The sequence below is a fragment of the Alicycliphilus denitrificans genome, from assembly GCF_044792555.1.
Taxonomy (GTDB): domain Bacteria; phylum Pseudomonadota; class Gammaproteobacteria; order Burkholderiales; family Burkholderiaceae_C; genus Alicycliphilus; species Alicycliphilus denitrificans_A.
Genome location: NZ_CP126238.1, coordinates 3,980,938 through 3,993,055, shown reverse-complemented (window position 1 = coordinate 3,993,055; position 12,118 = coordinate 3,980,938). Strand labels below are relative to the sequence as shown.

The window sequence follows — 12,118 nt, the reverse complement described above, 5'->3', positions numbered from 1 at the left end:
CCGCGTTCATGCGGCCACCGGTGGCAAGGTCATGGCGCGGGCGGCGGCGGTCTGCTCGGCGCGGAAGGCCTCCAGCCGCGCGCGCAGCGCCGGGTCGTGGTTGGCCAGCAGGGCCACGGCGAACAGCGCCGCGTTGGCCGCGCCGGCCGCGCCGATGGCAAAGGTGGCCACGGGCACGCCCTTGGGCATCTGCACGATGGAGTGCAGCGAGTCCACGCCCTGCAGATGGCGGCTGGCCACGGGCACGCCCAGCACGGGCACCACCGTCTTGGCGGCGATCATGCCGGGCAGGTGGGCGGCGCCGCCCGCGCCCGCGATGATGGCCTTGAGGCCGCGGCCGGCGGCGGCCTCGGCGTAGCGGAACATGTCGTCGGGCATGCGGTGGGCCGAGACCACCTGCGCCTCGTGCGCGACGCCGAACTGCTCAAGGATGGCAACTGCGTGCTGCATGGTGTCCCAGTCGCTGCTGGAACCCATGACCACGCCGATCTGTATGGGGTTCATGTGAGGAGTGCGCGCGCGGCGCTCGCCAGGGGAAACCCGCGATTTTACGTTTTGTGCATGGGCCGTGCCTGTCGCCATTGCGCGCCCGGGCGACGAATATGTCCGAGAATCACCACTGACCTTCTTTCCACAGCGGCGCAGGCCGCGCCGCCGCCTTACCGGGGATTGCCTACACATGATCGACGTCACCCTAGAAACCTTTGAGACCGAGGTGGTTGCCGCCTCCATGACTACGCCCGTGCTGGTGGACTTCTGGGCGCCCTGGTGCGGCCCGTGCAAGACGCTGGGCCCGGTGCTGGAGAAGCTGGAGGTGGCCTATGCCGGCCGTTTCAAGCTGGCCAAGATCGACTCTGACCAGGAGCAGCAACTGGCCTCGATGTTCGGCATCCGCAGCATCCCCACCTGCGTGCTGATGATGAACGGCCAGCCGGTGGACGGCTTCACGGGCGCCCAGCCCGAGGGCCAGCTGCGCGCCTTTCTCGACAAGCACCTGCCCAGCGCCGAGGAGCTGCAGGCCGAGGAGCAGGAGGAGCAGGCCCAGGAGGCGCTGGCGGGCGGCGACACCGAGGGCGCGCTGGAAAAACTGCAGCATGCTGTGGCCACCGACCCGGCGAACGACGAGGCGCGCTTTGACTACGTGAAGCTGCTGCTGCAGCTGGGCCGCGAGGACGACGCCAAGGTGGCCTTTGCCCCCGTGATTGCCAAGGCCGAGGGCTCGCGTCGCCTGGGGGCGCTCAAGGCCTGGATGGATGCTCTCGATTTTGCAGCTATTAACGCTTATGGTGAGGGTGCTGGGGCCCAGTTTGATGCAAAAATTGCCGCCAACAAGCGCGATTTCGAGGCGCGTTTCGGCCGTGCCCGCTGGCTCATGGCGCAGCAGCGCTGGACGGACGCCATGGACGAACTGCTGGAAATCCTGATGCGCGACAAGAGCTGGAACGACGAGGCCGCGCGCAAGACCTATGTGGCCATCCTGGAGATCATCGAGCCGCCCAAGGTCAAGGTGGCCGAGGGCCAGATTCCGCCCGAGGACCCGGTGCTGGCGACCTATCGCCGGCGCCTGAGCTCGGTGGTGCTGAGCTGAAAAAACGCAAGGCCCCGCGTGGGGCCTTGTGCTTCGGAGGATGGGCAATCAGGCCGTGAGCCGCTGCAGCGCCTCGCGGTACTTGGCGGCCGTTTTTTCCACCACCTCGCGCGGCAGGCGCGGCGCCGGGGCGGTCTTGTCCCAGGGCTTGCCGCCCACCTGGGCCTGCTCCAGCCAGTCGCGCACGAACTGCTTGTCGTAGCTCGGCGGGTTCTCGCCCCGGGCCAGGGCCTCGGCATAGCCCTCCACCGGCCAGTAGCGCGAGCTGTCGGGGGTCAGCACTTCGTCCATCAGCACCAGCTTGCCATCGGGCGCCAGGCCGAACTCGAACTTGGTGTCGGCAATGATCATGCCCTTTTCGAGCGCAATGGCGGCGGCGGCCTCATACAGCTGGATGGAGATGTCGCGGATCCTGGCCGCGAGCTCGGGGCCGACCATCTCCACCGTGCGCTCGAAGGTAATGTTCTCGTCATGCTCGCCCATCGCCGCCTTGGCGGCCGGCGTGTAGATGCTGTGCGGCAGCCTGGCGGCGTTGGACAGACCGTCCGGCAGCGGCACGCCGCAGACCGAGCGCGACTCTTGGTACTCCTTCCAGCCGCTGCCGGCGAGATAGCCGCGCACCACGGCCTCGATCGGAATCGGCTTGAGGCGCTGCACCAGCATGGAGCGGCCGCGCACCTGGGGGGCCTCGGCCGGCGTGACCACGCTCTCGGGCGCCTCGCCGGTCAGGTGGTTGGGCACGATGTGGCCCAGCTTGTCGAACCAGAACAGCGCCATCTGCGTGAGCAGCTCGCCCTTGCCGGGGATGGGCTCGCCCATGATCACGTCGAAGGCCGAGAGCCGGTCGCTGGCCACCATCAGGATGCGGTCTGTCCCCACGGCGTAGTTGTCGCGCACCTTGCCGCGCGCAAGCAACGGCAGCGAGGTCAGAGCGGAGGTGTGCAGGGCAGAGGTGCTGGGCTGGGTCATGGCGGTGGACGCGCGCGCAAAGAAGCAAAGAAAGGTGGCCCGGCCAATGCCAGGGGCGAAACAGGCCATTCTAGCGACGCGGCCACGGCGCCGGTCGCGGCGCTGGCGGCGGGGAAATCCGGCCGATTGTGAGGCTTTTACGGCGGTTTCGCATCTGTGCGCCATATCCCGTGCGCCGGGGGCGGGAAACGCGTTGCGTTCCGGCGCGCGCGCGCGCATAGTCAATCCAGGCGTGAATGCACTGGGTTTCGCCGGTCGCCCCGCTTGCCATGGGGCGGCATTTTTCTCAACCGAGAGCCACAGGAGGCTTGTCTATGAACTTGACGATCAGCGGTCATCACCTTGAAGTGACCCCCGCCTTGCGCAGCTATGTGACGTCCAAGCTGGATCGCATCATTCGCCACTTCGACCAGGTGGTGGATGTCAAGGTGCTATTGACCGTAGAGAAGCAAAAGGAAAAGGAAAAGCGCCAGCGTGCGGAGTGCACGGTGCATGTGAAGGGCAGCGACCTGTTCGTGGAGAGCGCCCATTTCGACCTGTATGCGGCGGTCGATGAACTGATGGACAAGCTCGACCGCATGATCGTGCGCCACAAGGATCGTCTGCAGGATCACCAGGCCGGCGTGCGCCGCGCCACCGCGCAGGCCGCCGCGGCCTCTTGAGGTGCTTGCTGCACTCCTGATGCGCCACTGCCCTCCAGGCGTGGCGCAGCAACCGCCCCAGGGCGGTTTTTTGTTGCCGACAGATACACTTTCAGGGTTTTCGCTAGGCGTGCATAATCCGGGCCTACTGACCATGAATCGACTAGCTTCCATATTGCCTGCCGCACAAGTGCTTGTGAGTGTCGATGCCACAAGCAAGAAACGTGCGTTCGAGGAGGCCGGCCTGCTGTTCGAAAGCCAGCATGGCTTGTCCCGGGCCTTGATCACCGACAGCCTTTTTGCACGCGAGCGCCTGGGCTCGACCGGGCTGGGGCATGGCGTGGCTATTCCGCATGGCCGCATCAAGGGCCTGAAGTCGCCCATGGCGGCGGTATTCCAACTGGACCACCCCATCGGCTTCGATGCGCCCGACGAACAGCCCGTGGCGCTGCTGATCTTCCTGCTGGTGCCGGAGGCGGCCACGCAAAAGCACCTGGAGATCCTCTCGGAAATCGCCGAGCTGCTCAGCGACAGCGCCCTGCGCGAGCGCCTGAAGTCCTGCACCGACGCCGCCAGCCTGCATGCCATGATCGCCGGCTGGCAGTCTGCCCAGGGCGCCTGAGCCCGCACCCTTCCATCGGCCGCCGTGAAACCCAACGTTGTCAGCGCCGATGTGCTTTTTGAGGAGTTTCGCGTCCTGCTGAAATGGCAGTGGGTCGCGGGGCTGAGTGCCTCGGAGCGGCGCTTCACCGAGGTGGCCGTGCGTGCCGCGCGCTCCAGCGCCGATCTGGTGGGTTACCTGAACTACATCCATCCCTATCGTGCACAAGTCCTGGGCGAGCGTGAAATTGCCTACCTGACCAATGCCACGCCCGAGGACTGCGCGCGCCGCATCGCGCGCATCGTCACGCTGGAGCCGCCGGTGCTGGTGCTGGCCGATGGGCAGAGCGCGCCCGAGGAACTGGTGTCCATGTGCGAGGGCGCACAGATTCCGCTGTTTGCCACGCAGGAGTCGGCAGCCTTCATCATTGACGTGCTGCGCGCCTATCTGTCCAAGCATTTTGCCGACCGCACCACCATGCACGGCGTGTTCATGGACATCCTGGGCCTGGGGGTGCTGATCACGGGTGAATCCGGTTTGGGCAAGAGCGAGCTGGGGCTGGAGCTGATCTCGCGCGGCCAGGGCCTGGTGGCCGACGATGCCGTGGACCTGTATCGCATCAACCAGACCACCATCGAGGGCAAATGCCCCGATCTGCTGCAAAACCTGCTGGAGGTGCGCGGCATAGGCCTGCTGGACATCCGCGCCATCTTTGGCGAGACGGCGGTGCGCCGCAAGATGCGCCTGAAGCTCATCGTGCACCTGGTGCGCAAGGAAACCATGGAGCGCGACTACGAACGCCTGCCCTACGAGCCGCTGACCCAGGACGTGCTGGGCGTGCCCGTGCTCAAGGTGGTGATCCAGGTGGTGGCCGGGCGCAACATCGCCGTGCTGGTCGAGGCTGCAGTGCGCAACACCATCTTGCAGCTGCGCGGCATCGACACCTACCAGGAATTCCTGGATCGCCACCGACGCGCCATGGAGAGCGGCGGCTGAAGCGGGCCGTCAGCGTTTCCTGGCGCAGTCGGCACAATGGCCGTACAGCGCCATGGAGTGATCCTGTATCACCCAGCCCTTGTCCTTGGCGATGAGGTTCTGGCGCTTTTCGATCTCGGCGTCGTAGAACTCCTCGACCTTGCCGCAGACCGTGCAGACGAAATGGTCGTGGTGCTGGCCCTCGTTGAGCTCGTAGATGGCCTTGCCGCTTTCAAAATTGCTGCGCAGCAGGATGCCGGCCTGCTCGAACTGAGTCAGCACGCGGTAGACGGTGGCCAGGCCTATGTCCGAGCGCTCGTCGAGCAGCACGCGGAACACGTCCTCGGCCGTCATGTGGCGCTGGCTGCCCTTCTGGAAGATCTCCAGAATCTTCAGGCGCGGCAGTGTCGCCTTGAGGCCGGTGCTTTTGAGTTCTTCGATATTCGTCATGACAAGATCTTTCTGGTGCCAGGGCGAAATCAGCTGCGAGAGCCCTGCCGGCTGTGCGCAAGGCCCCGGCCGCTACAATGGCCCGGATCATATCCCCTATGCCTAAACCCATGTTTGCTCCCGCCTGTTGGAGCGCCCGCCGGGGCGCCGTTGTGTTGCTGGCCACCGTGCTGGCCGCTGGTCTGGCCGGCTGTGCGGGCACCGGAGAGCGGCTGTCGAGCATGGTCACGCCCTACAAGGTGGACGTGGTGCAGGGCAACTTCATCTCGCGCGAGCAGGTGCAGGCGCTGCAGCCGGGCATGGGGCGCCAGCAGGTGCGCGAGATTCTCGGCACGCCGCTCATGGTGAGCCTGTTCCACGGCGACCGCTGGGAATATGTCTTCACCCTCAAGCGCCCGGACGTGCAGGCGCAGACACGCAAGCTCACCGTGTTCTTCAAGGACAACGTGATGGAGCGTGTCGAGGGCGACGAGATGCCGTCCGAGGCGGAATTCGTGGCCTCGCTCAGCTCCAAGCGCACCAAGGCCAAGGTGCCGCAGCTCGAAGCCACGGAGGCCCAGTTGGCGCGCTTTCCCAAGGCCGCGCCGGCCAACCCGGCCGCAGCGGCCCCCGTGCCGCAGCCCGCCAGCAGTTATCCGCCGCTGGAAGCCTCGCGCCGCTGAGGCGCGTGCGCCGCGTGCCCCGTGCCCCGGGACCGAGGCGCGCAACCTGTTTTCGTTTTTGACTGCGAGCCGACATGACCTCTACCCCTACTACCGCTCCCCGCCGCGTGGCCGTGGCCGGCGCCTCCGGCCGCATGGGCCGCATGCTCATCGAGGCGATTGACGCGAGCGACGATTGCGTGCTCGCCGGCGCGCTGGATCTGCCCAGCAGCCCCGCCGTGGGCCAGGACGCCGCCGCCTTCCTGGGGCGCCAGAGCGGCGTGGCCATCACCGCCGACCTGCGCCAGGGCCTGAAGAACGCCGACGTGCTCATCGACTTCACGCGCCCCGAGGGCACGCTGGCCCATGCGGCCGTTTGTGCCGAGCTGGGCGTGCAAATGGTCATCGGCACGACGGGCTTTTCCGACGCCCAGAAGGCCGAGCTGGATGCCGCCGCGCGCCGGGTGGCGCTGGTGTTTGCGCCCAACATGAGCGTGGGCGTGAACGTCACGCTCAAGCTGCTGCAGATGGCCGCGCAGGCGCTGGCCACGGGCTATGACATCGAGATCATCGAGGCCCACCACAAGCACAAGGTGGACGCGCCCTCGGGCACGGCGCTGAAGATGGGCGAGGTCATCGCCGAGGCCCAGGGCACGCTGCTCGCCGACCGCGCCGTGTACGAGCGCTATGGCCACACCGGCGAGCGCAGGGAGGGCAGCATCGGCTTTGCCACCGTGCGCGGCGGCGACATCGTGGGCGACCACACGGTGCTGTTTGCCGGCACCGGCGAGCGCGTGGAGATCACGCACAAGTCCAGCAGCCGCGCCGGCTACGCCCAGGGCAGCCTGCGCGCGGTGCGCTACCTGGCCGGGCGACGCACGGGCCTGTTCGACATGTTCGACGTTTTGAACCTCAAGTAAGGCCAGCATGGACGGCCTGCACTGGTTGCGCCAGGGCGATGCGGTCACGCAGGCCGCGGCCGCGCTGCTGCTGGCCATGTCGGTGGCCAGCTGGGTCATCATCCTGTGGAAGCTGCGCCTGATGCGCCGCGCACATGTGGATGTGCCGCGCTGCACGGCCGCCTTCTGGCAGGCCGGCTCCCTGGCCACCGCGGCCGAACGCCTGCCCGCCTTTGACCGCGAGGCGCTGCTGCTGCCGCTGGTGCGCGCGGCGCTGCAGGTCGAAAACGCCCAGGCCGGCGGCACGCTCGCCAGCCAGGGTAGCCTGTCGCAGCGCCTCACGCGCGTGCTGCGCGATGCGCTGCATGACGTGCTGGGCCGGCTGCAGTTCGGCCAGGTGCTGCTGGCCACCGTGGGCTCCACGGCGCCCTTCGTGGGCCTGCTGGGCACGGTGTGGGGCATCTACCATGCGCTCACGGCCCTGACCGGGGTCGAGCAGATCAGCATCGAGCGCCTGGCTGGCCCGGTGGGCGAGGCGCTGATCATGACCGCCGCGGGCCTGACGGTGGCCATTCCCGCCGTGCTGGCCTACAACTGGTTCGGCCGCGTCATAGGCCGCATCGAGGCCGACCTGGAGGGCTTCGCGCGCGACCTGCGCGAGCTGCTCGTCGATACCGGTCCGCCCACCTGAGCGACCGCCATGGCATTCGGTCGCCTCGAACGCACCCCGGGCCCGCAGCCCATGAGCGAGATCAACGTCACGCCGCTGGTGGACGTGATGCTGGTGCTGGTGGTGATCTTCATCCTCAGCGCGCCGCTGCTGGCCAGCAGCATCCGCCTGCAGCTGCCGCGCGCCGAGGGCGCCCAGCCCGGCGCGCCGGTGGCCGCCGTGGTGCTGGTGCTGGATGCCAGCGGCCAGGCCTTTCTGGACGAGGCTCCCATGGATGCCGCGGCGCTGGCGCAGCGCCTCAGGCAGATCGCCGCGCACAACCCCGACACCGAGGTGCAGCTGCGCGCCGACGAGGCCGTGCCCTACGGGCGCGTGGTGCAGATCATGGGGGCGGCGCAGGCGGCGGGGCTGCAGCGCATTGGCTTCGTGGCCCAGCCTCCATATCAAAAATAAGAGCGCCTGCCGCTTGCTCTGCCGGCGTTAAATCCATAAATATGTATTAAATCATCAGCTGGCAAGCGCCTGCAGCTATGATTTTCATTGCAAGGACTGCTGCCGCAGGCCGGCGCGTATGTCATGGCCCGTGGGGCTCTGGTACAGGTGCAGGCCGAACTCGGGCAGCACGGCGATCAGGTGGTCGAAGATGTCGCCCTGAATCGCCTCGTACTGCACCCAGGCCGTGGTGGCGGTGAAGCAGTACAGCTCCAGCGGCACGCCCTCGGGCGTGGGCTCCAGCGTGCGCACCATCAGCGTCATGCCCTGGTGGATGCCGGGGTGGGCGCGCAGATAGGCCTGCACGTAGGCGCGGAAGGTGCCGATGTTGGTGAGCCGGCGCAGGTTGGCGGGCGCGGCGGCGCCTGGGCCCAGCGCGGCGTTGGCGGCGTGCACGGCCTCGCGCTTTTCCTGCAGGTAGGGTGCCAGCAGGGCGATGCGCGCCAGGCGCTCGATGTCCGCGTCGTCCAGGAAATGCACGCTGGCGGCATCCAGGCGCAGCGTGCGCTTGATGCGCCGTCCGCCGGACTCGCTCATGCCGCGCCAGTTGCGGTAGCTCTCGCTCATCAGGCGCCAGGTGGGGATGGTGGTGATGGTCTTGTCCCAGTTCTGCACCTTCACCGTGTGCAGGGCGATGTCCACCACGTCGCCGTCGGCGCCCATCTGGGGCATCTCTATCCAGTCGCCCACGCGCAGCATGTCGTTGGACGACAGCTGCAGGCCCGCGGTGAACGACAGGATGGTGTCCTTGAAGACCAGCATCAGCACCGCCGACATCGCGCCCAGGCCCGACAGCAGGATCAGCGGCGAGCGGTCGATGAGCGCCGCCACGATGACGATGGCGCCCACCAGGGTCAGCGCCAGCTTGCCCAGCTGCACATAGCTCTTGATGGAGCGCGTGCTCGTGGGCGCGCCGCCCGGCGCCTGCGCGTGCTCCTGCAGGGTCGCGTCGAGCAGCGCGTTCAGCGTGCGCACCAGCTGCAGCACGGTGAGCGCCACGGTCAGGTTGCGGATCACCACAAAGGCCACCGGGTCCAGCTGCGGCACGGCGCCAATGCCCGCCTGTATCACCAGCGACGGCACCACGCGCGCCAGCCGGCGCAACACCTTGTCGTGCCAGACCACGCGTGCCCAGCGCGTATCCATGTGCGCGCGGATGCGCGGCACCGTGTGCAGCAGCAGGTACTGCGCCACGGCCTGGACGACATAGGCCAGCAGCAGCAGGCCCGCCAGGCCAATGCCCGCCTGCATCCAGGGGTTGAGGGAAGGCAGCAGCGTGAGGGCGGTCTCGGTCAAAAAGAACTCCTTTCAATGGCGGGGCGCGCCGGGCCTTGTGGGCGGGCGATGCGGGGTGGAAGGGGGGATGAACGCCTAGAATTGGGCGCAACCGACTCCTAGTGCGACCGCTGCGCCGCAGCGCAGTTCCCCCGAATACCTTTTCCCCAGCTCCCATGCAAGACAAATACAACCACACCGAGGTGGAGCGCGCCGCGCACGCCTACTGGAACGCCCGCGACGCCTACCGCGTGAGCGAGGACGCGGGCAAGAAGAAATACTACGCCTGCTCCATGCTGCCTTACCCCAGCGGCAAGCTGCACATGGGCCATGTGCGCAACTACACCATCAACGACATGCTCACGCGCAGCCTGCGCATGAAGGGCTACAACGTGCTCATGCCCATGGGCTGGGACGCCTTCGGCCTGCCGGCCGAGAACGCGGCGCTGAAGAACAAGGTGCCGCCCGCGCAGTGGACCTACGACAACATCGCCTACATGAAGCAGCAGATGCAGGCCATGGGCCTGGCCATCGACTGGAGCCGCGAGGTCGCCACCTGCGACCCCGACTACTACAAGTGGAACCAGTGGCTGTTTTTGAAGATGCTGGAGAAGGGCATCGCCTACCGCAAGACCCAGGTGGTGAACTGGGACCCGGTGGACCAGACCGTGCTGGCCAACGAGCAGGTCATCGACGGCAAGGGCTGGCGCACCGGCGCGCCGGTGGAAAAGCGCGAGATCCCGGGCTACTACCTGAAGATCACCGATTACGCCCAGGAGCTGCTGGACCATGTGCAGGTCGGCGGCGACAAGGCGACGCTGTCCGGCTGGCCCGACAAGGTGCGGCTGATGCAGGAGAACTGGATCGGCAAGAGTGCCGGCGTGCGCTTTGCGTTCACGCACGACATCCGCGGCGCCGATGGCAAGCTGATCCAGGACGGCCGTATGTACGTCTTCACCACGCGCGCCGACACCATCATGGGCGTGACCTTCTGCGCCGTGGCGCCCGAGCACCCGCTGGCCGCCCATGCCGCGCAGGGCAACCCCAGGCTCGCGGCCTTCATCGAGGAATGCAAGAAGGGCGGCACGACCGAGGCCGAGCTGGCCGTCAAGGAAAAAGAGGGCATGGCCACGGGCCTGTTCGTCACCCACCCCTTGAGCGGCGAGCAGATCGAGGTCTGGGTCGGCAACTACGTGCTGATGAGCTATGGCGACGGCGCCGTGATGGGCGTGCCCGCGCACGACGAGCGCGACTTTGCCTTTGCGCTCAAGTACGGCATCGAGATCGAGCAGGTGATCCTGGTCGATGGCGAGCATTTCGACCATGAGCGCTGGCAGGACTGGTACGCCGACAAGGAGCGCGGCGTCACCATCAACTCCGACAACTTCAGCGGCCTGAGTCACCAGGACGCCGTGGCCGCCGTGGCGCAGGCGCTGGCCGCCAAGGGCCTGGGCGAGCTCAAGACCACCTGGCGCCTGCGCGACTGGGGCATTTCGCGCCAGCGCTACTGGGGCACGCCGATTCCCATCATCCATTGCCCCGATTGCGGCCCCCAGCCCGTGCCCGAGAAGGACCTGCCCGTGGTGCTGCCGCAGGACCTGGTGCCCGACGGCAGCGGCAACCCGCTGGTCAAGAGCGAGGCCTTCCACGCCGGCGTGACCTGCCCCTGCTGCGGCAAGCCGGCGCGGCGCGAGACCGACACCATGGACACCTTCGTGGATTCGTCCTGGTACTTCATGCGCTACTGCGATGCGAAGAACGACCAGAAGATGGTGGCCGGCGGCGCCGACTACTGGATGCCGATGGACCAGTACATCGGCGGCATCGAGCACGCCATCCTGCACCTGCTGTACGCGCGCTTCTGGACCAAGGTCATGCGCGATATCCGGGTGAAGGGCCCCGGAGATTCCGAAGCCCGTGGCCTGGTCAAGGTCGACGAGCCCTTCACCCGCCTGCTGACCCAGGGCATGGTGCTCAACCACATCTACAGCCGCCGCACCGCCAAGGGCGCCAAGGACTATTTCTGGCCGCACGACGTGGAGCATGTGCTGGGCGATGACGGCAAGATCATCGGTGCCAAGCTCAAGAACCCCGCCGAGAGCGGCGACGGCCTGCTGCCCGTGGGCACGCCCATCGACTACGAGGGCGTGGGCACCATGTCCAAGTCCAAGAACAACGGCGTCGACCCGCAGCACCTGATCGAGAAATACGGCGCCGACACCGCGCGCCTGTACACCATGTTCACCGCGCCGCCCGAGCTGACGCTGGAGTGGAACGACGCGGCGGTGGAGGGCAGCTACCGCTTCCTGCGCCGCGTGTGGAACTTTGGCGTCAAGCTGTCTGCTATCGATAAGGAAGCTGTCAGCGCAAGCTTGGCGGGCGCTACAAGCCTGAAAAACGTGCAGTTCGGCAAGGAGGCCAAGGCCCTGCGCCTGGAGATCCACACCGTGCTCAAGCAGGTGGACTACGACTACCAGCGCATGCAGTACAACACCGTGGTCTCGGGCGCGATGAAGATGATCAACGCGCTGGAGGACTTCAAGGCCATGGACAGCGCCGGCGCCCAGGTGGCGCTGATCGAGGGCTTCGGCATCCTGCTGCGCGTGCTCTACCCGGCCACGCCGCACATCGCCCACGCGCTGTGGCAGGACCTGGGCTACGCCGGCGCGCTGGGTGATCTGCTCGACGCCGCCTGGCCCCAGGTGGACCCGGCTGCCCTGGTGCAGGACGAGCTGGAGCTGATGCTGCAGGTCAACGGCAAGCTGCGCGGCGCCATCCGCGTGCCGGCCACGGCCGACAAGGCCGCCATCGAGCAGGCCACGCTGGCCAGCCCCGACCTGCACAAGTTCGCCGAAGGCAAGGCGCCCAAGAAGATCGTCATCGTGCCCGGGCGCCTGGTCAACGTGGTGCTCTAGGC

General features: G+C 67.2%; 13 protein-coding genes. 9 read left to right on the top strand and 4 right to left on the bottom strand.

Features of this window, described 5'->3' with window-relative positions; all coding sequences use genetic code 11:
* Positions 1 to 6: 6 nt before the first annotated feature.
* Positions 7 to 504, bottom strand: a complete 498-nt coding sequence (gene purE / locus P7644_RS18985) for a 5-(carboxyamino)imidazole ribonucleotide mutase (RefSeq protein WP_404300801.1) — start codon at positions 502 to 504, stop codon at positions 7 to 9.
* Positions 505 to 679: 175 nt separating this feature from the next.
* On the opposite strand from purE, the gene trxA reads away from it, so the two are divergent.
* Positions 680 to 1,588 (top strand): thioredoxin, encoded by a 909-nt coding sequence (gene trxA / locus P7644_RS18980; RefSeq protein WP_404300800.1) that lies wholly within the window; start codon positions 680 to 682, stop codon positions 1,586 to 1,588.
* A gap of 48 nt (positions 1,589 to 1,636) precedes the next feature.
* Here trxA and P7644_RS18975 read toward each other — a convergent pair whose 3' ends face one another.
* A complete protein-coding gene (locus P7644_RS18975; protein WP_404300799.1) occupies positions 1,637 to 2,557 on the bottom strand; it encodes a phosphoribosylaminoimidazolesuccinocarboxamide synthase in 921 nt (306 codons plus the stop codon).
* Positions 2,558 to 2,871: 314 nt separating this feature from the next.
* On the opposite strand from P7644_RS18975, the gene hpf reads away from it, so the two are divergent.
* The 3 genes from hpf (at position 2,872) to hprK (ending at position 4,795) form a co-directional block, all read left to right on the top strand.
* Positions 2,872 to 3,219, top strand: coding sequence for a ribosome hibernation-promoting factor, HPF/YfiA family (hpf, locus tag P7644_RS18970; protein ID WP_404300798.1), 348 nt, complete (start codon positions 2,872 to 2,874; stop codon positions 3,217 to 3,219).
* Positions 3,220 to 3,352: 133 nt separating this feature from the next.
* Entirely contained in the window at positions 3,353 to 3,820 is a 468-nt protein-coding gene (locus P7644_RS18965; protein ID WP_404300797.1) for a PTS sugar transporter subunit IIA, read from the top strand.
* A 24-nt stretch (positions 3,821 to 3,844) separates the two neighbouring features.
* On the top strand, positions 3,845 to 4,795 hold the full coding sequence (gene hprK / locus P7644_RS18960) for an HPr(Ser) kinase/phosphatase (RefSeq protein WP_404300796.1): 951 nt from the start codon (positions 3,845 to 3,847) through the stop codon (positions 4,793 to 4,795).
* Positions 4,796 to 4,804: 9 nt separating this feature from the next.
* Here the strand turns inward: hprK and fur are convergent, their stop codons facing one another.
* Positions 4,805 to 5,224 carry a ferric iron uptake transcriptional regulator gene (fur, locus tag P7644_RS18955; protein ID WP_404300795.1) on the bottom strand — a complete coding sequence of 140 codons (420 nt, stop codon included), beginning with the start codon at positions 5,222 to 5,224 and terminating at the stop codon, positions 4,805 to 4,807.
* Between the two features lie 110 nt (positions 5,225 to 5,334).
* Between fur and P7644_RS18950 the strand changes: the two genes are divergently transcribed.
* The 4 genes from P7644_RS18950 to P7644_RS18935 all read left to right on the top strand — a co-directional run bounded on the left by P7644_RS18950 (position 5,335) and on the right by P7644_RS18935 (position 7,887).
* The gene (locus P7644_RS18950) at positions 5,335 to 5,886 is read left to right on the top strand and encodes an outer membrane protein assembly factor BamE (RefSeq protein WP_404300794.1); all 552 of its coding nucleotides are present in this window, start codon (positions 5,335 to 5,337) and stop codon (positions 5,884 to 5,886) included.
* A 74-nt stretch (positions 5,887 to 5,960) separates the two neighbouring features.
* On the top strand, positions 5,961 to 6,785 hold the full coding sequence (dapB, locus tag P7644_RS18945) for a 4-hydroxy-tetrahydrodipicolinate reductase (RefSeq protein ID WP_404300793.1): 825 nt from the start codon (positions 5,961 to 5,963) through the stop codon (positions 6,783 to 6,785).
* Positions 6,786 to 6,792: 7 nt separating this feature from the next.
* Positions 6,793 to 7,455, top strand: coding sequence for a MotA/TolQ/ExbB proton channel family protein (locus P7644_RS18940; protein WP_404300792.1), 663 nt, complete (start codon positions 6,793 to 6,795; stop codon positions 7,453 to 7,455).
* Between the two features lie 9 nt (positions 7,456 to 7,464).
* The gene (locus P7644_RS18935) at positions 7,465 to 7,887 is read left to right on the top strand and encodes an ExbD/TolR family protein (RefSeq protein WP_404300791.1); all 423 of its coding nucleotides are present in this window, start codon (positions 7,465 to 7,467) and stop codon (positions 7,885 to 7,887) included.
* A gap of 84 nt (positions 7,888 to 7,971) precedes the next feature.
* On the opposite strand, the gene P7644_RS18930 is transcribed toward P7644_RS18935, so the two are convergent.
* Positions 7,972 to 9,177 carry a mechanosensitive ion channel family protein gene (locus P7644_RS18930; protein WP_404303251.1) on the bottom strand — a complete coding sequence of 402 codons (1,206 nt, stop codon included), beginning with the start codon at positions 9,175 to 9,177 and terminating at the stop codon, positions 7,972 to 7,974.
* A gap of 200 nt (positions 9,178 to 9,377) precedes the next feature.
* Here P7644_RS18930 and leuS point away from each other — a divergent pair, with 200 nt between their 5' ends.
* Positions 9,378 to 12,116: a leucine--tRNA ligase gene (gene leuS, locus P7644_RS18925; protein ID WP_404300790.1), complete on the top strand. Its 2,739-nt coding sequence runs from the start codon at positions 9,378 to 9,380 to the stop codon at positions 12,114 to 12,116.
* The last annotated feature ends 2 nt before the right edge of the window (positions 12,117 to 12,118 follow it).